Source organism: Colwellia sp. MB02u-10, from assembly GCF_014077185.1.
Lineage (GTDB): Bacteria > Pseudomonadota > Gammaproteobacteria > Enterobacterales > Alteromonadaceae > Cognaticolwellia.
Window position 1 is genome coordinate 39,061 of record NZ_JACGVK010000074.1, and the last position, 22,951, is coordinate 62,011.

Genomic DNA, 22,951 nt, shown 5'->3' on the forward strand with positions numbered 1-22,951 from the left:
AAATTATAGAAGTAAGTTAAGAAATGAAATTAAAAGACATTGAAAAACCTGTTTACCGTAAACACCTCAATATTATTATTGTCAGCTTTATTGCCAGTTTGCTTATTTTAGCTTTGGCTTATGGACAAGCTTTGATCATGCTATTTGCTGATGTTGGCAATATAAGCCCAGAGCCCGCAGTTAAAGCGGCAGGTGAGTTGACAAAGGATGGCGTCGCATCAGAAAGTAATTTTAGGTATAATTTTATTGGGGTATTATTCGCATTATTAACCTGTGTTTTTGCTTTGCATCGTCTACGAGCTAGTGCATTTTTTAGTGAAGTGTATTATGTTTGGCAAATTAAGCAGCAACAAAACGCGATATATCGTAAACTGAAAAAAATAAAAGCCGCCGCTGCCAATGACAATGTTAATGCACTGATTATTTTAAATTTTTATTATGCCAGTTTAAAGCAAGTTTATTTATTAGATGACAATACCTTAACCATGTCTAAACTTGATAAAGATATTAGTGAATTGAATACGCGAATAGAAAATAAAAATTTAACACTCTCTACCGATCAGTTTAATAAATCACTGTTGGCAGATTATTAAAATACCCATGTGAGTGATATGTCATGAGAGGTTAGCTTATAGCTTAGGTCGCAATATCCTAGTCCAAGCTGTAGTCTTTTACCTAAATAAGGTCGTAGCATAATTTATAGTAAGGGTTTTAATGTCAGTGCGGTAAATTGTACGAACTAATTAAATGATCACGCACTATGACACTCAATATGAACAAGGCTCATTTTTGATCTTAAGGTTACACCTGAGCTTGTTATTGAATAAAAACACAGGAAAATATACCCCGAATGAAGAAGTTAAAAAATGAAGCTGAATTATTGAAAAAAGCCATTGTTATTGGTGAAGGTTATGCGAAAAATCGTGGCTATAAAGGCTTTTCAACCACTAACGCCGCAAAGGACAAAATTGAAAGCTTATATCGATTATTGGTCAATGATAAACTTATTCAACCTCTGCCAAAAGATGCTGAAGACTTGGCCAGCATGAAACATAAGTTATCGTTATGGATTGCCAAACAGTTACCCGCAGATCATCCGTTACTGAAATAACAAAGTATTTGCCTCTGGCGCTAACTTAGCTGGCATCATATTTAGGTTAGATTAGTAGCTTTGATATGAATGCAGTGTTCATTTCAGAGTTTTATAGTACATTTTTTAGAGTACTTTTTAGAGTACTTTTTAGAGTACTTTTTAGAGTACATCCTTGATAGTCATAGAGAAGCAAACAAGTTATATGAATCGTAAAAAGAAAATTAACCAAGCCTTAAAATCAAAAGTTAAGAAAATGAATGCTAAGCTGCAAAACTCAAGCAAGCCTAAGTATGTTTCTAAGGCCGACCGTGTCGCTGTTGCAGAAAAAGAAGCTGAAACTCATTTAGCTGATTGCACAGAAAACTCGCCTGAAAGTGTTGGTGATAGTGCTGCTAATAGTGTTACTGATAGTGGCTCGTAATAAGCTGTAAATTATTAACATGTGCACAAAATTAGCAAGGTTAAACCGACTAAATACCGACTTACAAAAATCACCCAAGGCGATACCATCACCCGTAGGTACTATGTAGGTTGGACTTTAGTCCATCAAGTTAAATGAAATTTAACCGTATTGGCATAGATACCGAGCGATAAAACAATACACAACTGTAGATTTTTGCTGGTACATCAGATTCATCACTCGCTTAACGATTGACGGACTAAAGTCCGACCTACAAAAAATCACCCAACGCTAAATGATCACTAAACGTGACATTATCACCCGTAGGCCTTATGTAGGTTGGACTTTAGTCCATCAAGTTAAATGAAATTTAACCGTATTGGCATAGATACCAAGCGATAAAACAATACACGGCTGCAAATTTTTTTGGTCCATCAGATTAATCACTCGCTTAACGATTGACGGACTAAAGTCCGACCTACAAAAAATTACCCAACGCTAAATGATCACTAAACGTGACATTATCACCCGTAGGCCTTATGTAGGTTGGACTTTAGTCCATCAAGTTAAATGAGATTTAACCCTGTTGACATAGATACCAAGCGATAAAACAATACACGGCTGCAAATTTTTTTGGTCCATCAGATTAATCACTCGCTTAACGATTGACGGACTGAAGTCCGACCTACAAAAAATTACCCAACGCTAAATGATTACTAAACGTGACATTATCACCCGTAGGCCTTATGTAGGTTGGACTTTAGTCCATCAAGTTAAATGAAATTTAACCCTGTTGGCATAGATACCAAGCGATAAAACAATACACAACTGTAGATTTTTGTTGGTCCATCAGATTAACCACTCGCTTAACGATTGACGGACTGAAGTCCGACCTACAAAAAATCACCCAACGCTAAATGATCACTAAACGTGACATTATCACCCGTAGGCCTTATGTAGGTTGGACTTTAGTCCATCAAGTTAAATGAGATTTAACCCTGTTGACATAGATACCGAGCGATAAAACAATACACCGCTGCAGAATTTTTTTGGTCCATCAGATTAATCACTCGCTTAACGATTGACGGACTAAAGTCCTACCTACAAAAAATTACCCAACGCTAAATGATCACTAAACGTGACATTATCACCCGTAGGCCTTATGTAGGCTGGACTTTAGTCCATCAAGTTAAATGAAATTTAACCGTATTGGCATAGATACCAAGCGATAAAACAATACACGGCTGCAAATTTTTTTGGTCCATCAGATTAATCACTCGTTTAACAGTTAACGGACTGAAATCCAATCGACAAAAAATTAGCCAGCACTTTACCACTTTTTACGTGCTACAAATGGCTTGTGCTGTTCAGCTTTATGGGTTTGATTATAAATTTTTCGATGAACATTTTTACCCATTAAAATTCTAATTTGATAATAAGATTCACGAAATAATGCCCAACCTTTGCTACCTTGCCAACTCTTGTTATAAAGCTTTTTATTGGCTGCGATCGCGTCAGGTGACTGTTGCATTAAAGCAAGGGCGAAGGCTTGTGCATCGTCTAGAGGGGTTGCTGTGATTTCAGTAACTAAATTTAAGGCCAGCGCCTGTTGGCCGGTAAACGCTTCTGCCGTCATAGCGAGCTTTTTTGCTTGATCAATCGCGAGGAGGTCGCGCAATGCTATTGTGCCGCCCATATCAGGTATTAAGCCCCATTTACCTTCTAGGATCGATAATGAGCTGTCTGGTGTCGCAAACCTAAAATCTGCTCCTAAGGCTATTTGTAAGCCGCCGCCCCAGCATCGGCCATGAATAGCGCAAATAACGGGTACGGGAATTTTCTGCCAACCGGTAGACACCACTTGCGCTAAGTTAGCCTGCCAAGGTAAGACCTTAAATAGCAGTTTGATCATGCTCATTGGCGATTTCATAATAGATTTAACATCTAAGCCAGAGCAAAAGTCGTCGCCATTACCAGATAAAATAACCACACGAATGTCACGGTTTTTACCCAGTGTTTTGATGGTCTGTCGAATGGCGATAAACATTGGCATATCTAAAGCATTAAGCTTATCCGCACGATTAAGTTTAACGTGGGCAATATTATGGGTGATCTCTACACTTACGCGTTGCTCAGTCATGGCTGTCCTAGCTCAATAGCCTATTAGGCTATAAATATTATGCTAACGTTATTTGATGGTATGACCAGTACCATAGCGAAAGCGTTTATTAATGTCTACATTGAGTTAGCTTTGTCTAGGCTGAAAACTTGTAAAAGTAGAGAATTTATCGCACATTGTTAGCTGGGATGGTTAGCTGAGATGGCTAGCCGATAGGGTTAGCATATATTTTTAGCAACTAATTGTTGTGGCAATATTATACAAAGCGTTGCAGCGATATGACATTAAACATTACGGCGAAATCACATGAAAAATAAATTATTGTTATCAACTGTTTTAACCTTAGCAAGCGTGCCGCTATTTATGCATGGTGCTGCGCAAGCTCACCAAGAGCCGGTTTTTGCTATCGCTATACACGGCGGCGCAGGCACAATAAATAAAAGTAAAATGACCACAGAAAAGCGTAACGCCTATGAAACTAAGTTAAAACAAGCGCGTGATGCCGGTTATGCTCTGTTAGCCGATGGAGAGTCTAGTCAAGCGGCTGTTATTGCCGCTATTCAAATATTAGAAAATTCGCCATTGTTTAATGCCGGTAAGGGCGCAGTTTACACTTTTGATGGCGAGCATGAACTTGATGCCTCGATAATGAACGGTAAAACCTTAAATGCCGGCGCTGTATCAGGAGTGAAAACCATCAAAAGCCCAATAGCGTTAGCTGAAGCCGTGATGGAAAAGTCGGTTCATGTCATGCTCAGTGGCGAAGGGGCGGAAGTTTTTGCGAAACAACAAGGCTTAGCAAGTGTTGAAAATAGCTATTTTGATACCGAGGCAAGATACCAGTCGTTATTAAAAGCTAAAAAGCAGTTAGTAGAGCAAGAAAAAGCGCTGAAAAACTTTCAAGCTGCTCATCAAACACTGGGTAATGAATATAAATTTGGCACAGTTGGCGCGGTTGCACTGGATAAATCAGGTACATTAACAGCAGGGACTAGCACAGGCGGCATGACCGCGAAACGTTTTGGCCGTATTGGTGACGCACCCATTATTGGTGCGGGTACATACGCGAATAATGACAGCTGTGCTGTTTCAGCAACAGGTCACGGTGAATATTTTATTCGCTATCATGTCGCCGCAGATATCTGTGCGCGTATGCAGTATCAGGGCATTAGTCTTGAGAAAGCCGCTGACGTAGTGATAAATGATATTTTAGTTAAAGCGGGCGGCTCAGGTGGTATTATCGCGATTGATACGGCGGGTAATATTACCATGCCATTTAATAGCACAGGTATGTATCGCGCGAGTAAATCGTCAAATGGTGCAGAATTTATTGGGATATTTAAAGATGATTAAAAAATTGATGACTTTGAATACGAGACTTATTTTAAAAATCAGATTGGTTTCAAAAAATAGATTGGTTTCAAAAAAAATGTTCGTTGCAAAAAATAGCGTGACTTCGACAGCTTCAATTACCTCAAGGCGTTTTATTAATTGGCCTCACATAAGCCACTTGAAAACCTTGCTAGGCTTATCGATTGCTATGGTACTTGTTGGCTGTTCAGATGACGTGGGTAAAGTTAGCTTGGGATTATTTACCACAAAAGACGTGGTTATCAACGCTAAGCAAGACCCGATTGTCACTGGGGTAACCTGTCATATTAGTCATGTTGAAGCTGATTTAGATTTTTCTGATCCATCAGATATGAGTATTGCTTGTCGACAAACGGGTGAAATATCCGCGAAAGCTTTAGCAAAAATTGATCGCTCAAAAAATGGGGAAGTAGTCTTTAAAGAGTCAAAAAGTATTTTATTTAAAAGCTTAAAAGTCAGACGTATTTATGATGCTGAAAATAAAACTCTTATTTACCTGTCTTATTCAACGAAAGAGTCGTCTGGTAGTCATCACCATTCATTATCAACCGTGCCTTTATACAATACTAAAGCTTGGCAATGGGCCTTGGCTCAAGAGCTGAATAATTAGGTGTTTAAGGCCTTTAACTGATGAAAGTGAAGCATTAACCTGTGGGCTATAACCCATGTTAACTTTTGATTTTATTTGTAGTGTTGTTAACTTGATAACCGATAAAATCAAAGAGTAAAGATTTAAAAAGTAGTATAAATTATGTTAGCAAAATTGTTTAGTCCGAAAGAAATTATTGATGAAAATACCCAGAATTGGATATTTGATACCTTTGCATGGGCCATTGAAAATTTTGAAATTAATGTGCTTAAAAATGATAGTCGTTTAATACTACCGACCAATGAGTTTTATCCTGGCACAGTTAGCAGTATTGATGAAATGGCTCAAGCTATGTTTATCAACACCAAAAACTATGCGGGCATGCAAAAGTGGCCGATACAACTTTCATCAGCCATACCAGCATCAAATACCGCTATTGAAGATTTGAGTTTAGGGCCAATTATTCGAGGCGATCATGCTGAGGTTGCCATAAGCAATGGTAATGGAGCCTTAATACTGGGATTTACGCCAAACCAAGTGAATCAACCACAAGACTTAATTGCCGCTATTAGCCAAACACTGGCCAGTATTTTGGTGATTTCAAACAAGGTTATGCCGCCAGGAGGTAAAGAATATTTACCACAAGCGACAGATCTTGTCGCTTGTTTTATGGGCTTTGGTGTTATTTTTGCCAATACAGCCTATCAATTTAAAGGTGGTTGTGGCGCTTGTAATAATGCCAGTTTAAACCGTCAAGCGGCATTAACCGAACCTGAAACTTTATATGCATTAGCCCTTTTCTGCGTCTTAAAAAAAGAGCCAATGAAAAATGTTAAAGGCCATCTAAAGTCACATTTGAAAAAAGATTTTGTTAACGCTTATAAAAGCATTGAACAATCACTTTTAAGCACGACACAACCGGCCTTATTAGCTTTTGTAAGTGAATAATTTACAAAAGCTAAAAAGCTAAAAAACTAAAAAGGTGAAAAGTTTTGACTCTATAGCACGACCGGGCTGTTAGGTTATGAAGTCAACGGTTTAGGGGGAGAGAGAAAGTTAGTACTTTAGTCAAAATTGCTTTTATGGGTGTTTATCTAACGTATAGCTATTTTTTACCTTTTGTAGGTCGGACTTTAGTCCGTCAACAGTTAAGCCGGCAATTAACGCGATAGGTTAACAAACCTCTGCAACTAGGTGTGATTTTTGTTGTTTAGAATTTTGCCAAAGATAGTTAAATTTCATTTAACTTGATGGGCTGAAGTCCAACCTACATAGAGCCTACGGGTGATTATATAGCGTTGGTAATTGTTTTGTAGGTCGGACTTTAGTCCGTCAACGGTTAAGCCGGCAATTAACTCGATGGGTTAACAAATATCTGCAACTAGGTGTGATTTGTGTCGTTTAGTATTTTGCCAAAGATAGTTAAATTTCATTTAACTTGATGGGCTGAAGTCCAACCTACAAAGGCCCAGATAAAACTTACGGGTAATTGCGTAGCGTTTGGTGATTTTTTGTAGGTCGGACTTTAGTCCGTCAACGGTTAAGCCGGCAATTAACGCGATGGGTTAACAAACCTCTGCAACTAGGTGTGACTTTTGTTGTTTAGAATTTTGCCAAAGATAGTTTAATTGCATTTAACTTGATGGACTAAAGTCCAACCTACAAAGGCCCAGATAAAACTTACGGGTAATTGCGTAGCGTTTGGCGGTTATTTTGTAGGTCGGACTTTAGTCCGTCAAGCGTTTAGCCAGCGGTTAATCTGATAGGTTAACTCAGATCTGCCGCGGGTATTTTTATTTGGCTATGTGTTAAGCACAGTTTGCTAAGCACAGTTAAATTTCATTTAACTTGATAGACTGAAGTCCAACCTACATCGAGCCTACGGGTGATCAGATAACGTTGGGCAATTGTTTTGTAGGTCCAACTTCACTCCGCCAACCGTTAAGCGGGAAATTTTCAAGTAGAGCGGGTATATACTTATTCATTTGCCATTGCTTACCTGTTAATATAGCTTTTTTGTTATCTGTTTTGAGTCTGTCTTGTCTACTGCAATCACCGCAACTTCCACTGCTACTAAAAAAGCTAATAAAAACGTTACCGTAAAATCCCTTTTCAACCTTTTAGAACAGGTTAAATTATCTGATAAAACGCGCATTAAAAAGCGCTTATTGGGTGTTAAAAGTATTACTGACCAGAGTAAGCAAGAAAAAAGCTTACAGCAAATAGCGGCATTGATTGAACAATCGATAGAAAATAAACAACTTCGTCTCGCTAACGTACCTAAATTTAGTTACCCGGAAGCTTTACCGGTTTCACAAAATGTTGATGTTATTGCTAAAGCTATTGATGAAAATCAAGTGGTTATTATTGCGGGCGAAACTGGCTCAGGTAAAACCACCCAAATTCCTAAGATATGTTTGCAGCTTGGCCGTGGTATTGACGGTATTATTGGTCATACTCAACCCCGACGTATCGCTGCTAGAACGGTAGCAAACCGTATTGCAGAAGAACTCAACACCAAATTAGGTGACGCCGTTGGCTATAAAGTACGCTTTAATGACCAAGTGGGCAAGCAAAGCTATATCAAGTTAATGACCGACGGTATTTTGTTGGCAGAGATGCAAAAAGACCGTTTGTTACGCCAATACGACACCTTGATCATTGATGAAGCGCATGAACGTAGTTTAAACATTGATTTTATTCTGGGTTATTTACGCCAAATTCTCCCTAAACGTCCTGATCTAAAAATCATCATTACTTCGGCAACCATTGACCCTGAAAAGTTTGCCCAACATTTTGCCAGTGCTACTGGTGTTCCTGCCCCCATTATTGAAGTATCGGGTCGAACTTTTCCGGTTGAAATGCGTTATCGGCCACTGAACGAGGCAAGTGATGAAAGCAATGATGATGGCGATGTTATTTCAGGCATTCTTAATGCGGTTGATGAGTTAGGCGCCGATGACAGTGGCGATATATTAGTATTTCTCAATGGTGAACGAGAAATTCGAGATACCGCACGCTCATTAGAAAAAGCAAACTTACGCCACACTAATGTGCTGCCGTTATATTCTCGTTTAACCGTTGCCGAACAAAATTTAATATTTAAACCCCATACTGGCCGTAATATAGTGTTAGCCACCAACGTTGCTGAAACCAGTTTAACTGTGCCGGGTATTAAATATGTTATTGATCCAGGCACCGCAAGAATTTCTCGTTATAGTTACCGCACCAAAGTGCAACGCTTGCCGATAGAGGCTATTTCTCAAGCCAGTGCTAACCAGCGTGCTGGTCGTTGTGGCCGTGTATCGTCAGGGGTCTGTATTCGTCTTTATTCAGAAGAAGACTTTTTAAACCGCCCTGAATTTACCGACCCTGAAATACTTCGCACTAATTTAGCGACCGTTATATTGCAAATGTTGTCCTTAGATCTAGGCGAAATTGCTGACTTTCCATTTGTTCAACCACCAGATAATCGCAATATTACTGATGGGGTGAAGTTATTAGAAGAGCTGGCCGCGATAGACGCGAAGTCAAATAAAGTGACCTTAACGCCAATAGGGCGCTCGTTAGCAAAATTTCCTATTGATCCACGTTTAGCTAAAATGATTTTAACCGCGGCAGACTTAGGCTGTATTGAACAAATATTTATTATTGTCAGTGCCTTAAGTATTCAAGACCCGCGTGAACGTCCACACGAAAAGCAACAAGCAGCAGATGAAAAACATAGCCGTTTTAAGAACAAAGAATCTGATTTTGTTGGTTTATTAAAACTGTGGAGTTATGTTGAAGAACAACAAAAGCAACTAACCAACAATCAATTTCGTCGCATGTGTCAAAAAGAATTCTTGTCCTATGTGCGTATTCGAGAGTGGCAAGACATCTACAGTCAGCTAACGCATTCGTTACGCGAGTTAAAAATTCCGATGAGCCGCATCGAAGTAGACTTATCGGAAGAAGCTGAAAAAAGCGCTACTAATCCAAATGTAGATATTGTGCATCAAGCGATATTGTCAGGCTTACTCAGTCATTTAGGTCAACAAGATGAAAACCGAGAATATAAAGGCGCACGTGGTAGTACCTTCTTTATTTTCCCAGGCTCTGCCTTAGCTAAAAAATCGCCCAAATGGTTAATGGCGGCAGAGCTAGTTGAAACCAGCCGTTTATTTGCCCGTATGGCCGCAAAAATTGACCCTTTGTGGATTGAACCCCTTGCTCAACATTTAGTTAAACGTAGCTACAGTGAACCTCATTGGGAGAAAAAACAGGGCGCTGTGATGGGCTTTGAGCAAGTATCACTCTACGGCCTAATTATTGTTGCTAAGCGTAGTGTGCACTTTAATCAAATTGAACCTGATACCTGTCGTGAAATTTTTATCCGCGAGGCGTTAGTTAACGGTGAAAGCACGATTAAAGAGGTGTTTTTAAAAGATAATCGTCAATTAGTGAATGAAATTGAAGCATTAGAGCAAAAAGCTCGACGCAGAGATTTTTTGATTGAAGAGCAACAGTTAGTTGATTTTTATACCGAAAAACTACCAGAGAACGTTAATTGTCAACGCAGCTTTTTAGCATGGTGGAAAAAGCAAAAACAAGCCGACGCCAAACTATTAAACTTTACCAAAGCCTTTTTGTTAAAAGAAAGTGCGGTTAAGTTATCGGCCACTGAATACCCTGAAACCTGGCAGCAAGGCAGTTTAACCTTACCGCTGAGTTATCATTTTAACCCGGGCGATGTCGACGACGGTATCAGTGTTTTGATACCGCTAGGGATATTAAATCAAGTGGAAAATATTGGTTTTGATTGGTTGATCCCCGCTTTACGGCTTGAACTTATTACGGCATTAATTCGAGCTTTACCTAAAGCATTAAGGCGTAATTTCGTGCCTGCGCCTAATTACGCCGAAGCTTGTTTAGCGGCAATAACTAACGCTGATGTCGCATTAACTACCGCCATTGAAAAACAGTTGTTAAGAATGACCGGTGCTCGTCTACCTGAAGACGCTTGGCAAGGTTTAGCGCTAGTACCGCATTTATCGATGAATTTTAAAATTGTTAATGAACATGGCAAATTGATCCAACAAGGTCGCAAGCTCGACGAATTAAAAGACAGTTTACAAGGTAAGGTGCAAGCGTCGATTAAAAAGGTCGCGGACAAAGGTATTGAACGCAGTAATATCGACCAGTGGGACTTTAAAAGCTTGCCAAAAAGCTATGAAAAGAAAGTCGCTAATATCACCATAAAAGCCTTTCCAGCTTTGGTGGATAAAAATAAGTCTGTTGCTATCGAGTTATTTGAACATGAAAGTTTAGCTGAACAAGCCATGCTTGACGGGGTCAGTCGACTTGTTTTACTGAGCATACCGTCGCCAATAAAATATTTGCAGGAAAAGTTACCCAATAAAGCTAAATTAGGGCTGTATTTTAATCCCTTTGGTTCGATAACTGATTTGTTAGATGACTGCATCCTTGCTGGCTGTCAATTTTTAGTTAACGAATACGGCGACTTACCTCGTGCTCAAGCAGAGTTTGAAGCCTGCAAAGAACATGTTCGTGCAGAAATTGCAGATTGTGTCTTAAGTGCGGCGATTAAAGTCGAGCGAGTATTAAGTCTGGCACATGATGTACGCAAAAAAATGAAAGGCAAAATGTCGTTAAATGTTGTGCAATCTCATGGTGATATTAAAAGCCAATTAGAGGCCCTAGTTTTTAAGGGCTTTATCACTAAAGCGGGATACCAACGTTTGGATGATATTGCCCGTTATTTAAGCGCTATGTTACGACGATTAGAAAAGTTGCAAATTGACCCTAATCAAGACCGTTTGAAAATGTTAGAGCTTGAAAAAGTACAAAAATCATTAGATACAGTCATTGCTCAACAACCTAAGGGTCAACCAATAAGTAAAGCTTTAATACAAGGCTATTGGATGATAGAAGAGTTGCGGGTATCACTTTTTGCACAAAATTTAAAAACACCTTTTCCAATTTCAGCTAAAAGAATATTGAACTACATCAAAGAACATGCATAATTTTAGTACAATAATTTGACAGTTATCGTTACCATGAGTATAAATGAAAGTGTACTAACGATAAAAACACAATGGAGTAGTGATGGCTAATTACGATGATAAACGGAACTTTTATCGCATGATGTTAAACAGTGAAGTAACCTTGACCATTATTGACGATGAAGCTAATAGCAAGGCTTTAGTCACATGTCGTGATTTAAGTGCAACGGGTATAGCGATTGAGATGCAGCACCCATTAGAAATAAATACAGCGGTGCGTATCAGTGTTCAGTCGGTCAACAATGCTGTGCTACCCTTAAATGCTACAGGCAAAGTAGTGAGAGTGACGGAAGATAGCGCAAACTGTTATTTGATTGGCGTTAATATTACTGAGATTGATTAAGTCAGCGGAAATAAGTAGCTAGAAAAAGTCTAGCTGCTCTTATTAAGCTACTAATATTTAGCCACTAATAACTAGTGGCTAAATATGGCTTTATATAGCCAAGTTACTCAACTTGGCAGACTAAACCTTTAAGATAATAACCTTCAGGGTAGTTTGACGATACCGGATGATCCGCGGCTTGGTGCAATCGATCAACAAAGTAAGCATTTCTTTTCGCGTCTAATGCCCCATCAGCAACCACTTTTTGAAATAAACTTGATTCCATTAAACCAGAGCAAGAAAAAGTTAACAAAATACCATTAGGGTTAAGCAACTGCATTGCTAACATATTGATATCTTTGTAGCCACGACATGCACCCGTCAGTTGAGCCTTTGATTCAACAAACTTAGGTGGGTCGAGAATTATCATGTCAAAGGTACGTTTTTCTTCACGGTATTGACGCAATAATTTAAAAACATCCGCTTTAACGAATGAGATATTTTTATCTTCTAACTGATTAAGCTCAACGTTTTTCTTGGCTAAGTCTAATGCTGACTCAGACACATCAACATTAATGACTTCTTTAGCGCCGCCCGCTGCACAATGTAGCGCAAAAGTACCGGTATAAGAGAAACAGTTTAATACACTCTTATCACGGGCATATTTACCTGCAGCAAGACGAGATTCACGTTGATCTAAATAAAAACCCGTTTTATGGCCTTTAGCCACATCAACATGAATTTTAATACCGTATTCTTCAATAATACACTCTGTTGATGCTTGTGGTTCAGTTAACCAACCTGTTACTGGCTCTAAACCTTCTTTTTTGCGCACATCAACATCTGAACGCTCATAAATATGGCAACCCGGATAAAGTTCTTTAAGGCATTCAACTAAGGTATAGCGGTGCAAGTCTGCTCCGGCGCTCAGTAATTGGCAAACAATTAAGTTGTCGTATTTATCTATGGTGATACCGGGCAGGCCATCAGACTCGCCAGCAATAAGTCGATAGCCGGTTAAACCGTCTCTTTCGATAAACCAGTCGCGTCTTTTTTGCGCACTTAACAATTTATTACGAAAAAAACTGCTATCAATTTCTTCATCAATATCAAAACTCCAAACCCGAATTCTAATTTGAGATTCTGGAGAATATGCGCCTTTAGCGAGCCAGTTGCCTTTGTTGTCATAGACATCAACCGTGTCACCAAGTAATGGGTTACCTTTGATTTTGTTAATTGCTTGAGAAAAAATCCAAGGATGTTTTCGGCGTAATGATTTCTCACGAGCAACTTTTAAATAAATTCTTGCTGACATAGGCCTATACTTATAATTACAATAATAATGGCGCGAGTGTAGTCAATGCATGGCGAGGGTGCAATGGTCAATTTTAACTATTTTTCATTTCAAAACTTTGATGGGAATGAAAGTTAACAATAACAATAACAATGGCAATAAGCTTAATTTAAGGTGAAAAATAATGGATGTAAGTTACATGGCACATGTCAGTGGCAAGGTTCAAGGCGTTTATTTTCGAGTTTCTAGCCAACAGATTGCGATTGAGCATAGTTTAAGTGGTTACGCGCGTAATTTAACTAATGGCGATGTAGAAGTGCTACTGTGCGGTGAAGAGAAAAATATTGATAAAATGCTAAAGTGGTTAGCAAAAGGTCCTCCAGAAGCACAAGTGGTGAAGGTTGACGTTAAGCAAGTACCATTTCAGGAACATAATTTTTTTTCGATTAGCTGAACTTCTACCTTTATCACGTTGGTATTTAAGGTTAATTAAGGCAAACTAGTTATTATAATAAACCGTGGATAAAAGGAAATAAATTGCGTTATATAGCCATTAATGATCAACAGCAGTTAAGTCTAGATGAAACTGACAAGCCAGCAATAGGTGACGATGAATGCTTAATCAAAGTCAGGGCTATTGGTGTTAATCGCGCAGATATTTTGCAAAAAAAAGGCCAGTATCCACCTCCGCCTGGTGAATCAAGCATACTCGGCATTGAAGCTTGTGGTGAACTTGTGGCTATTGGCGGGCTACAAACTAGTTGGAATGTTGGCGATAAGGTTTTTGCTATTGTGCCTGGTGGCGCCTACTCAGAATACGTTAAAGTCAAAACCGATCACTTAATAAAACTGCCTGAAAACTTAAGCTATGTCCAAGGTGCGGCAATAGCCGAAGTTTATTTAACCGCTTATCAATGTTTATTTTCCATCGCTAACTTACAGCCAAATGCTAAGGTACTTATTCATGCCGGCGCTAGTGGTGTAGGCACGGCGGCTATTCAACTAGCTAAACAGCTTAATTGCTCAGTAACCGTTACTGTCGGTCATGAAGACAAAGTAGCAGCTTGTAAAGCATTGGGCGCGGATGAAGCGATAAATTATCACGAAACTGACTTTGTGACTTGGGCAGTACAACAAAAACACAGCTATGACGTTATTATCGATGTGGTTGCCGGCGAGTATCTTAACAAAAACATTAAGGTATGTGCGCTAGATGGTCATATTGTTATCTTGTCCATGCTAGGTGGCCGTTTTGCGGAAAATATTGATGTCGCTAAAATGCTTGCTAAGCGAGTCAACCTTCATGCCACCACATTACGTAGCCGAAGTAATGAATATAAAACCCAGTTAATTAAAGCATTTACGCAAGACTTTTATCATTGCCTTGAAATAGGCTCAATCAGCCCGGTTATTTACCAACAATATAGCTGGCATGAGGCAGAAGTAGCCCATCAGGTTATGTTGAATAATGAAAACATTGGCAAACTAATACTCACTGTAGATTAGTGCTATTAGCATTAGTTTTCGACGGTCAGTTCAGTGCTTAAACTGCGTACTTTAATATTAACCCCCGTGGTAACTAGGTTTTTAAAAAAGTCATAAATTTGGCAAGATGAAAGTTGTTTACAGATAATTTCATACTTTAAAATGGCCGGTTTGTGACTTTGCAGTGCCGCCTGATTCAGCCAATAAAGTGCTTTGTTGAGGTTTTTTTCTACGTATTGTCCATTAATATACATTTGTGCAAGGTTCACTTGTCCTTGTGCAAAGTTGTAGTTTGCAGAGGTAGTAAATAACTCAAATGCTTGTTTTAAATTGGTTTCTCTGAACCGCTGGTTAAGGAAAGCCTCACCCGTTAAATTCTCTCGTCGACCTTGAATAAAAATATTACTACGATATTTTCTTGGCTCAGGCCCTACGCGCTGTCCTAAAAGTTTGTCGTTAATAGGTCGTATCGCTTGATAAATAGCACCGGAAGCCAATTTTTGTTGAATTTCTTGATGTTTATAATCAAAGTGCTTAGCTTCGAAGTAGTCTTTATAAGTTAACTGGCCATAATAAATACTGTTAATGGTCGCGTGTTAGTTGGGATAATAAAAACTGCCATAAACTAAGGTAATAATGTCACCCGTTATATCAACTACTTTGGCAATACGATATTTTTCATTGGGTCTTAGGTTATGGCTTACTATACGAAAATCAAACAAATAAATATCATTGATTTTTGGTGTTGCTACTATTTGGTGGGTTTGTTGTTGATCACGACTGGTTTGATAAATAACATAATAGCTATAATAGGCCAGAAAAAATAATACGGGAATTAATAATGATTTTTTTGAAGCTATAAAGTGCTTAAATGTCGGTATAAAAGCCGATAGCTTGAGTCGCTGAACTTGCCCGTTGTTACTATTTTCAACCCTACTTACTTTAAACATTATATGTCCCTATAAAGATGAATTAGCCTGGAAAAACTCTATTAGCAAACCATCATGAATTCTAACATGTTCAATGGCAATATTATTAACATCTTGGAAATGCTGGTTAAATAAACAATAGAGTCAAGACAGTAAGTACTAGGTAGCGTAAACCCAGCACTTTGGATTAGCGTGGTCTAATCCAATCAGCCATAACAGAACAACCATTATTTTCAAATAGAGCCTTGATTTGATTTCCTCACTTAGCGTTGGATGATTTTTTCTGTCGGTTTTTTGTAGGTCGGACTTTAGTCCGTCAACTGTTAAGCAGGCTATTCACAAGATCGGACCAACAAACATTTGCAGCATGTTTTTTTTCGCTCGGCATTATAACAAACACGATTAAATTTCATTTAACCTGATGGACTAAAGTCCATCCTACATTGCATCGACATAAAGCGTACGGGTGATAATGTAGCGTTAGGTACTTGTTTTGTCGGTGTTTCGTAGGACGGACTTTAGTCTGTCAACTGTTAAGCTGGATATTAACGAGATGGGACCAACAAATATTTGCAGCAGGTATTATTTTTTGGTCGCTCGTATTGATGCTCAAGGAAGTTAAATTTCACTTTACGTGATGGAAAAAAGTCCAACTTACATCTTTAGTTAACGATCTCAACCAACATATTGAAAGCGTTTAAGCTGCTTTCCATCTCTTTCAATAATTTCATCAAACATAGCAAGTGGCCTAACCCAAATCGCTCTTTCACCGTATTCAGGTTGATAAACCACCATGGTTTCTTCAGTTTCACTGTGCGTTGCTAGGTGTAGTACTTGGTAAAAATTACCTTTAAAGTGTTGATAACGTCCGGCTTTTAGCATGAATAATCTCATTGTTTCTAGTTTGTTAGTTTTGTCGACCATTGTTGTGAAATTTTACTGTCACTGGCTTTGGCTTCTAACCATTTACTGCCTTCACTGGTTAACTCTTTTTTCCAAAACGGAGCTTTGGTTTTTAAAAAATCGATAAGAAATTCGCAAGCAGCAAAGGCTGCTTTTCGATGTGGACTTGTGACACCAATAAAGACAATTTGTTCGCCAAGGGTTAAATCGCCAACGCGATGAATAATCGTCACCTTATTAAGTGGCCAGTGTTCGCGCGCTTCAGCCTCTATTTCACCCAATACCTTCTCTGTCATGCCAGGGTAGTGCTCTAGCGATAATCCTTGCACTCCAAGCCCTTCATTAAAGTCTCGGACTTTACCAACAAAAGTGACTACCGCGCCGTCTTGGTTGTCATCTGCGAGTTTTTGATACTCATCTGCAACAATAAAATCATTCTGTTGTACGTTGATCATATTAGCCTCCGGTAACAGGAGGGAAAAAAGCGACTTCATCACCGGCATTGACACTATGTGACCAATCGGTGATCTGCTGATTAACCGCAACAAGTAAGCTATCAGCCGACATAACCTTGGCCCATAAATCATCCGTGTTAGCGAGTTGTTGTCGAATTAGCTCTGTTGTCATATTTTCACTGGCCGATATTTGCAAGCTATCGGTGGATAATTGTTCGCGTAGGCGAGCAAAAAACAAAACTTTTATCATGATTAGATCCTTTCTTGGGTCGCAGGGTTATGAAGATAGCTGCCTGATTTTCCACCTTGTTTTTCACATAAATGGATATTGGTAATAATCATGTCTTTTTGTACCGCTTTACACATATCGTAAATCGTCAGAGCGGCGGTTGAAGCGGCGGTTAATGCTTCCATTTCTACTCCTGTTTTACCCGAAAGCTTACAAAGCGCAGTGATCTTTACCCGGTTTTGCTTTGGCTCTGCGATTATGTCGACTGCTATTTTTGTCAGCATAAGCGGGTGACAAAGCGGAATAAGTTCACTGGTTTTTTTTGCCGCCATAATGCCAGCAATTCTGGCGGTCGCAAATACGTCACCTTTATGATGTTTTCCTTCGACAATCATTGCGAGGGTTTGCGCAGACATTTCAATGTAGGCTTGAGCAATGGCAGTACGTTCAGTAACAATCTTTTCAGTTACATCAACCATATGGGCATCACCATTAGCATTGATATGAGTAAATTCGTCGCTCATCAAAAAATATTCTCTTAATTATTAGCTATTCAGCTTTATGTAAATTCACCGTTTATAGTACCTTATCTGAAGGTTTATTTAGTGATTTATATTAAGAAAAGTGATTTGATATTAGTATCAAGTGATTAATAAAGTATTTATTAAAAATTGCAGTGAGCGAGTTAAATTTAAGTTATCAGTAGGATGATTTTGATCTAGCTGTATTTAGGTGCTATTAGATTTAGGTCGTATTTGAATTTTTAATCGTTGTTACATTAAAATAACGTCGAATTTAGATAAACTAGAAAGGTATATAAAATAGATATATTAGAGGTGTATATAAAATTGGTTGCGGGAGCAGGATTTGAACCTACGACCTTCGGGTTATGAGCCCGACGAGCTACCAGACTGCTCCATCCCGCGTCCGAATGGTTTAAGTAAATACTTAAACAAGCCAAGTTGTTTTAATTCAAACTTAAGAATTGGTTGCGGGAGCAGGATTTGAACCTACGACCTTCGGGTTATGAGCCCGACGAGCTACCAGACTGCTCCATCCCGCGTCCGAATGGCTTAATACATTAGCCAAGACAGCTTGTTTTAATTCTAGCTTAAGAATGCTTTAAAGTGGCGGTTGACTGCTTGCCTTAAAGCGAGGCGTATAATAAGGATACATCATCTTATTTGCAACATGTTTTATGCTTTTTTTAGCGATTAATTTCATTTATTTATTACTTGTTGTTTTTTTACGCGCGAATGACTCGTATTTCAGACGATTAGTTGAAATTAGGCTGAATTTAAAATAAACAGCGCTTAACTTGTCAGATATTGTTAGATAGTTTGCGCTAATTTGTAAAAGACCTATAAGTAGCACGTGTCTTTGTTTATAATCGCGGCATAAATTAGATTGGGAAACCTATATGCAGCAATTTTTAGCATTAACCTCACCAGGTATAGAAATATTACTGGCGCAAGAACTTAAAGATTTGAAAGCCGAACAAGTTGTTCAAAAGCCTGAGGGCGTTTATTTCACTTCAACGATTGAACATGCGTATCACATTTGTTTGCGCTGTCGCTTATCCACTCGCATACTGCTGAAATTGGCTGAAGGTGACGCCAACAATAAAGATGAGCTTTATGCGGTAGCAAAGTCCATCACTTGGTCGGAAATGTTCTCTGTTGATAATACCTTTGCGATTGATTTCGTCGGCACAAGCGATGAAATCAGAAACAGTCAATTTGGTGCCTTAACGGTTAAAGATGCGGTTGTTGACCATTTTCGCGATTTAAACCAAGAACGTCCTTCGGTTGATAAGTCAGCGCCACAGGTAAGTTTTCAAGCACGTTTGTTAAAGCAAAAAGTTGTTATTTATTTAGACTTCTCTGGCCGTAGCTTATTTAAAAGGGGCTATCGAGAGCATTCGGGTGCTGCGCCATTAAAAGAACATTTAGCGGCCGCTATCATTACTCGTTCTGGTTGGTTAGAAGATACCTCTAAGCCTTTAGTTGACCCTATGTGTGGTTCTGGAACTATAGTGATAGAAGCGGTATTAATGGCAGCGGGTTATGCACCTGGCATTGATAGAGCGCAATGGGGCTTTGATTTTTGGTTAGGGCATCAACCTGCTGCCTGGAAATCAGCAAGGTCTGCTGCCATTGAACAATCACATGTTGGTTTAACGCAGCTTAAAACTAAAGTATTTGGTCTTGACCTTGATAGCCGAGTATTACAAACCGCCCAGCAAAATGCTAAAAATGCCGGCATACAAAGATTTATTGAATTCTCGTGTAAAAATGCTAATGACATAAAAAATGCCTTTGGTCCTAAAGGGACTATCTTATTTAACCCACCCTACGGTGAACGAATAGGTGAATTACCTGAACTGGTAGAAAGCTTTGCTTTGTTAGGGCAGAAGTTTAAATCTCATTTTGTTAACTGGCGAGTGGCTGTGTTAACCGCCAATGCTGAATTGTTAGCCATGATGAAAATGGTGACTTTAAAACGTTATAAGTTTAAAAATGGCCCATTAGATTGTCAATTTGCACTTTATAATTTAGATGATAAGCAAGTATCAAGCAGCAATGTTGATACTGAATTTGATGGTAAAGACTCAGACTTTGGTAATCGCTTATTAAAGAATAAGAAAAACTTGAAAGGCTGGCTTAAGCAAGAAGGCATAGAATGTTATCGCTTATATGATGCCGATATTCCTGAGTATAATGTAGCGGTTGATGTTTATGGCGATCACTTGGTTATTCATGAGTATACAGCGCCCGCCATTATTGAACCTGAGAAAGTGGCGAAAAGATTACAAGAAGTCGTTTATTTTGCCCCTAAGGTACTTGGCGTTCCTACCGATAAAGTTATTATTAAAACGCGGGCAAAACAAAAGGGCAAAGATCAGTACCAACGGGTTGAACAAACCAAAAAATCTATGGTGGTGCATGAATATGGCGCGAAATTAAAAGTAAACCTTTGGGATTATTTAGATACTGGGCTGTTTCTTGATCACCGTAAAACTCGCCAAATTGTGGCGAAAAAATCAGCGGGTAAATCATTATTGAATTTGTTTGCCTATACAGGTTCGGTTTCTTTGCAAGCGGCATTGCATGGCGCGGATACGGTAACCACGGTTGATATGTCGAAAACTTATTTAAGTTGGGCACAAGATAATTTTGTACTGAATAATCTCAGTGGTCATAAATATGACTTTATTCAAGCGGATTGTTTGCAATGGTTGAAGAAAAACGAGCAAAAATTTGATCTGGTGTTTATTGACCCACCCACTTTCTCTAATTCAAAGCGCATGGGAGAAAGTTTTGACGTGCAACGTGATCACATCAGTTTAATTACTGATGGAGTAAAATCACTTGCTGCGGGTGGTGAGTTAATTTTTACCAATAATAAGCGTAATTTTAAAATGGATTTTGACGCTATTTCTGCCTTAAATTTACAGGTGCAAGAAATAAGCGAGAAAACACGAGATAAAGACTTTCAACGCAACAAGCATATTCATAACAGTTGGTTGATTACACGTAAGGTGTAAGGTGAGTTAATATGTCGGTAAAATTTAATCTTTATGGCAGCGAAGGCTGTCATTTATGTGAAGAGGCTTTGGCATTATGCCTAGCCGTGATGCCAGCAGCAGATATTTGCGTGGTCGATATACTCGATGATGATAAGCTAGTTACGCTGTATCGTGTTCACATTCCTGTTTTAGAGCATCTTTCGAGCCAAGAAAAATTATTTTGGCCATTTGAACAAGCACAAGTTTTGGAGTTATTGTAGTTTATGGAATTAATTCGTATTTCCCAAGGTGAATTAGCCTTCGGCGAAGACAAAGTCTTAGATAAAGCGGATCTGAGTGTACAAACGGGCGAACGAATTTGTTTAGTCGGTAGAAATGGTGCTGGAAAATCAACCTTAATGAAGGTATTAATGGGTTTTCAAACCTTAGATGATGGCCAAGTGCTTAAATCTAGCACTATGCAAGTCGCGATGTTAGAGCAAGATCCTCCAGAAACTTCAGATATCAGTGTTTTTGATTATATTGCACAAGGTGTAAAGGAAAATTCGGATTTAATTAAGCGTTATCATGCGATTATTCATGATGTTACTGAAGACCCATCAGACAAAAACCTTAATAAATTAGCCAATATTCAAGATCAACTTGAAGTGGCAAACGCTTGGCAAGATGAACAACGTATCGAGCAAGTGATGACAACCCTAGCGCTGAACCCGGATGATAAAATTTGTGATCTTTCAGGTGGTTGGTTACGTAAGGTCGCGTTAGCTAAGGCCTTAGTGACAGCACCTGATATTTTATTGCTTGACGAACCGACTAACCATTTAGATATTAAAAGTGTTTTGTGGTTAGAGTCATTTTTAAAAGACTTTGCTGGCACGATACTTTTTATTAGTCATGATAGAGCATTTATTCGTGGCGTATCGACACGTATTATCGACCTTGATCGTGGTGTTTTGAAAAGCTACCCAGGCAACTATGATCTGTACATAGAGCAAAAAGCGCATGACTTGCAGGTTGAATCACAACAAAACTCGCTATTTGATAAGAAGCTAGCAGAAGAAGAAGTCTGGATAAGACAAGGTGTAAAAGCCCGTCGTACCCGCAATGAAGGCCGAGTAAGAGCACTTGAGAAACTTAGAGGCGAACGCCAAGCTCGTCGCGAGGTTCGCAATCAAAGTACGATGAATATCACCCAAGGCGACCGTTCAGGTAAGCTGGTATTTGAAGCGGAAGACATAACTATCGCTTTTGATGATAAAGTTATTATCAAAAATTTAGATTTATTGATCACCCGTAATGACCGCATCGCCTTTATTGGTGCTAACGGTACGGGTAAGTCGACCTTGATTAAAATGATTATGGGCAATCTTGAAGCTACCAGCGGTAAAATGCGCTCAGGTGTTAATTTAGATATTGCTTATTTTGATCAACATCGTGAAGCCTTAGATCTTAATCAAACCGTGCAAGAAATTGTGGGTGAAGGTAAGCAAGACGTTGTGGTAAACGGTAAACCACGACATGTATTAGGTTACCTACAAGACTTCCTTTTTAGTCCTAAGCGTGCACGAACACCGGTTAGAGCCTTATCGGGTGGTGAAAAAAATCGCTTGTTACTTGCTCGGTTATTTTTACGCCCCAGTAACCTATTGATTTTGGATGAGCCAACCAATGATTTGGATATTGAAACTTTAGAGCTATTGGAAGAAGTCGTTGCAAATTACGCAGGAACGGTTATTTTAGTTAGCCATGATCGCGACTTTGTTAATAACTGTGTCAACAGTTGCTTGTATTTTGATGGTACCGGACACGTTTCACAAATCGTTGGTGGCTATGATGATGTTGATGATTACTTAGCTTATAAAGAGAAGCAACGTGAATCAGCGACTAAAGCCGTTGTTAAAGTTGCTGTGGCTGAAAAATCCGATAGCAAGGTTAATACTCCAGTTAAGAAAAAACGCTCATTTAAAGAGAAAACCGAGTTAGAAAACTTACCTGGGATTATTGATGAACTTGAAACATCAATTGCTGACATGCAGGAAAAAGTTAATCACGCTGATTTTTTTAGTCAAAGCCAAGAGCAAAGTAATAATATATTGAACCAGTTAGCTATAAATGAGTCAAAACTCGAAGTTGCCTACGCTAGATGGCAAGAATTAGATGATTAATAA

At 38.9% G+C, this 22,951-nt stretch carries 21 protein-coding genes and 2 tRNA genes; 13 read left to right on the plus strand and 10 right to left on the minus strand.

The features are described from left to right. Positions 1-23 precede the first annotated feature (23 nt). From H4J59_RS02540 to H4J59_RS02550, 3 genes are all read left to right on the plus strand, one after another. The gene (locus H4J59_RS02540; RefSeq protein WP_182236540.1) at positions 24-593 is read left to right on the plus strand and encodes a DUF3087 family protein; all 570 of its coding nucleotides are present in this window, start codon (positions 24-26) and stop codon (positions 591-593) included. A gap of 257 nt (positions 594-850) precedes the next feature. Continuing rightward, a complete protein-coding gene (locus H4J59_RS02545; protein WP_182135519.1) occupies positions 851-1,111 on the plus strand; it encodes a DUF5062 family protein in 261 nt (86 codons plus the stop codon). Positions 1,112-1,295: 184 nt separating this feature from the next. Further along, positions 1,296-1,514 carry a DUF2986 domain-containing protein gene (locus H4J59_RS02550; protein ID WP_182236541.1) on the plus strand — a complete coding sequence of 73 codons (219 nt, stop codon included), beginning with the start codon at positions 1,296-1,298 and terminating at the stop codon, positions 1,512-1,514. 1,309 nt (positions 1,515-2,823) lie between these two features. On the opposite strand, the gene H4J59_RS02555 is transcribed toward H4J59_RS02550, so the two are convergent. Further along, a complete protein-coding gene (locus tag H4J59_RS02555) occupies positions 2,824-3,633 on the minus strand; it encodes a crotonase/enoyl-CoA hydratase family protein (protein WP_182236543.1) in 810 nt (269 codons plus the stop codon). Positions 3,634-3,918: 285 nt separating this feature from the next. On the opposite strand from H4J59_RS02555, the gene H4J59_RS02560 reads away from it, so the two are divergent. The 5 genes from H4J59_RS02560 to H4J59_RS02580 all read left to right on the plus strand — a co-directional run bounded on the left by H4J59_RS02560 (position 3,919) and on the right by H4J59_RS02580 (position 11,980). Next, complete coding sequence (locus tag H4J59_RS02560) at positions 3,919-4,965, plus strand: isoaspartyl peptidase/L-asparaginase family protein (protein ID WP_182236545.1); 1,047 nt, start codon at positions 3,919-3,921, stop codon at positions 4,963-4,965. 187 nt (positions 4,966-5,152) lie between these two features. Continuing rightward, positions 5,153-5,593, plus strand: a complete 441-nt coding sequence (locus H4J59_RS02565; protein WP_182236663.1) for a CreA family protein — start codon at positions 5,153-5,155, stop codon at positions 5,591-5,593. A gap of 141 nt (positions 5,594-5,734) precedes the next feature. Then, positions 5,735-6,520: a hypothetical protein gene (locus H4J59_RS02570; protein ID WP_182236547.1), complete on the plus strand. Its 786-nt coding sequence runs from the start codon at positions 5,735-5,737 to the stop codon at positions 6,518-6,520. Between the two features lie 1,091 nt (positions 6,521-7,611). After that, positions 7,612-11,598 carry an ATP-dependent RNA helicase HrpA gene (gene hrpA / locus H4J59_RS02575; protein ID WP_220469701.1) on the plus strand — a complete coding sequence of 1,329 codons (3,987 nt, stop codon included), beginning with the start codon at positions 7,612-7,614 and terminating at the stop codon, positions 11,596-11,598. A gap of 82 nt (positions 11,599-11,680) precedes the next feature. After that, the gene (locus tag H4J59_RS02580) at positions 11,681-11,980 is read left to right on the plus strand and encodes a PilZ domain-containing protein (RefSeq protein ID WP_182135524.1); all 300 of its coding nucleotides are present in this window, start codon (positions 11,681-11,683) and stop codon (positions 11,978-11,980) included. A gap of 103 nt (positions 11,981-12,083) precedes the next feature. Here the strand turns inward: H4J59_RS02580 and H4J59_RS02585 are convergent, their stop codons facing one another. Continuing rightward, positions 12,084-13,274: a class I SAM-dependent methyltransferase gene (locus H4J59_RS02585; RefSeq protein WP_182135525.1), complete on the minus strand. Its 1,191-nt coding sequence runs from the start codon at positions 13,272-13,274 to the stop codon at positions 12,084-12,086. 163 nt (positions 13,275-13,437) lie between these two features. On the opposite strand from H4J59_RS02585, the gene H4J59_RS02590 reads away from it, so the two are divergent. Both H4J59_RS02590 and H4J59_RS02595 read left to right on the plus strand, forming a co-directional pair. Then, positions 13,438-13,707 carry an acylphosphatase gene (locus H4J59_RS02590; protein WP_182236549.1) on the plus strand — a complete coding sequence of 90 codons (270 nt, stop codon included), beginning with the start codon at positions 13,438-13,440 and terminating at the stop codon, positions 13,705-13,707. An 83-nt stretch (positions 13,708-13,790) separates the two neighbouring features. Next, positions 13,791-14,759 (plus strand): NAD(P)H-quinone oxidoreductase, encoded by a 969-nt coding sequence (locus H4J59_RS02595; protein WP_182236551.1) that lies wholly within the window; start codon positions 13,791-13,793, stop codon positions 14,757-14,759. Positions 14,760-14,770: 11 nt separating this feature from the next. Here the strand turns inward: H4J59_RS02595 and H4J59_RS02600 are convergent, their stop codons facing one another. From H4J59_RS02600 to H4J59_RS02635, 8 genes are all read right to left on the minus strand, one after another. Next, on the minus strand, positions 14,771-15,235 hold the full coding sequence (locus H4J59_RS02600; protein ID WP_182236553.1) for a tetratricopeptide repeat protein: 465 nt from the start codon (positions 15,233-15,235) through the stop codon (positions 14,771-14,773). Positions 15,236-15,334: 99 nt separating this feature from the next. Continuing rightward, positions 15,335-15,688, minus strand: coding sequence for a hypothetical protein (locus H4J59_RS02605; RefSeq protein WP_182236555.1), 354 nt, complete (start codon positions 15,686-15,688; stop codon positions 15,335-15,337). 654 nt (positions 15,689-16,342) lie between these two features. Then, entirely contained in the window at positions 16,343-16,549 is a 207-nt protein-coding gene (locus H4J59_RS02610; RefSeq protein ID WP_182191942.1) for a DUF1653 domain-containing protein, read from the minus strand. A gap of 17 nt (positions 16,550-16,566) precedes the next feature. Next, complete coding sequence (gene moaE, locus H4J59_RS02615) at positions 16,567-17,025, minus strand: molybdopterin synthase catalytic subunit MoaE (protein WP_182236557.1); 459 nt, start codon at positions 17,023-17,025, stop codon at positions 16,567-16,569. Between the two features lies 1 nt (position 17,026). Then, entirely contained in the window at positions 17,027-17,275 is a 249-nt protein-coding gene (moaD, locus tag H4J59_RS02620; RefSeq protein WP_182184759.1) for a molybdopterin synthase sulfur carrier subunit, read from the minus strand. A 2-nt stretch (positions 17,276-17,277) separates the two neighbouring features. Then, positions 17,278-17,778, minus strand: a complete 501-nt coding sequence (gene moaC / locus H4J59_RS02625; protein ID WP_182236559.1) for a cyclic pyranopterin monophosphate synthase MoaC — start codon at positions 17,776-17,778, stop codon at positions 17,278-17,280. Positions 17,779-18,103: 325 nt separating this feature from the next. Beyond that, positions 18,104-18,180: transfer RNA gene (locus H4J59_RS02630), tRNA-Met, on the minus strand. A 60-nt stretch (positions 18,181-18,240) separates the two neighbouring features. Beyond that, a tRNA-Met gene (locus H4J59_RS02635) sits at positions 18,241-18,317 on the minus strand. Between the two features lie 357 nt (positions 18,318-18,674). Between H4J59_RS02635 and rlmKL the strand changes: the two genes are divergently transcribed. The 3 genes from rlmKL to H4J59_RS02650 are packed head-to-tail and all read left to right on the plus strand — an operon-like array spanning position 18,675 to position 22,948. After that, on the plus strand, positions 18,675-20,801 hold the full coding sequence (gene rlmKL / locus H4J59_RS02640; protein ID WP_182194008.1) for a bifunctional 23S rRNA (guanine(2069)-N(7))-methyltransferase RlmK/23S rRNA (guanine(2445)-N(2))-methyltransferase RlmL: 2,127 nt from the start codon (positions 18,675-18,677) through the stop codon (positions 20,799-20,801). An 11-nt stretch (positions 20,802-20,812) separates the two neighbouring features. Further along, entirely contained in the window at positions 20,813-21,043 is a 231-nt protein-coding gene (locus H4J59_RS02645) for a glutaredoxin family protein (protein ID WP_182236560.1), read from the plus strand. Positions 21,044-21,046: 3 nt separating this feature from the next. Further along, complete coding sequence (locus H4J59_RS02650; protein WP_182236562.1) at positions 21,047-22,948, plus strand: ATP-binding cassette domain-containing protein; 1,902 nt, start codon at positions 21,047-21,049, stop codon at positions 22,946-22,948. Positions 22,949-22,951: the final 3 nt, after the last annotated feature.

Coding starts and splice junctions, on each gene's coding strand:
- H4J59_RS02540 (WP_182236540.1), top strand. CDS start 24: ATGAAATTAAAAGACATTGAAAAACCTGTTTACCGTAAACACCTCAAT.
- H4J59_RS02545 (WP_182135519.1), top strand. CDS start 851: ATGAAGAAGTTAAAAAATGAAGCTGAATTATTGAAAAAAGCCATTGTT.
- H4J59_RS02550 (WP_182236541.1), top strand. CDS start 1,296: ATGAATCGTAAAAAGAAAATTAACCAAGCCTTAAAATCAAAAGTTAAG.
- H4J59_RS02555 (WP_182236543.1), bottom strand. CDS start 3,633: ATGACTGAGCAACGCGTAAGTGTAGAGATCACCCATAATATTGCCCAC.
- H4J59_RS02560 (WP_182236545.1), top strand. CDS start 3,919: ATGAAAAATAAATTATTGTTATCAACTGTTTTAACCTTAGCAAGCGTG.
- H4J59_RS02565 (WP_182236663.1), top strand. CDS start 5,153: ATGGTACTTGTTGGCTGTTCAGATGACGTGGGTAAAGTTAGCTTGGGA.
- H4J59_RS02570 (WP_182236547.1), top strand. CDS start 5,735: ATGTTAGCAAAATTGTTTAGTCCGAAAGAAATTATTGATGAAAATACC.
- H4J59_RS02580 (WP_182135524.1), top strand. CDS start 11,681: ATGGCTAATTACGATGATAAACGGAACTTTTATCGCATGATGTTAAAC.
- H4J59_RS02585 (WP_182135525.1), bottom strand. CDS start 13,274: ATGTCAGCAAGAATTTATTTAAAAGTTGCTCGTGAGAAATCATTACGC.
- H4J59_RS02590 (WP_182236549.1), top strand. CDS start 13,438: ATGGATGTAAGTTACATGGCACATGTCAGTGGCAAGGTTCAAGGCGTT.
- H4J59_RS02605 (WP_182236555.1), bottom strand. CDS start 15,688: ATGTTTAAAGTAAGTAGGGTTGAAAATAGTAACAACGGGCAAGTTCAG.
- H4J59_RS02610 (WP_182191942.1), bottom strand. CDS start 16,549: ATGCTAAAAGCCGGACGTTATCAACACTTTAAAGGTAATTTTTACCAA.
- moaE (WP_182236557.1), bottom strand. CDS start 17,025: ATGATCAACGTACAACAGAATGATTTTATTGTTGCAGATGAGTATCAA.
- moaD (WP_182184759.1), bottom strand. CDS start 17,275: ATGATAAAAGTTTTGTTTTTTGCTCGCCTACGCGAACAATTATCCACC.
- moaC (WP_182236559.1), bottom strand. CDS start 17,778: ATGAGCGACGAATTTACTCATATCAATGCTAATGGTGATGCCCATATG.
- rlmKL (WP_182194008.1), top strand. CDS start 18,675: ATGCAGCAATTTTTAGCATTAACCTCACCAGGTATAGAAATATTACTG.
- H4J59_RS02645 (WP_182236560.1), top strand. CDS start 20,813: ATGTCGGTAAAATTTAATCTTTATGGCAGCGAAGGCTGTCATTTATGT.
- H4J59_RS02650 (WP_182236562.1), top strand. CDS start 21,047: ATGGAATTAATTCGTATTTCCCAAGGTGAATTAGCCTTCGGCGAAGAC.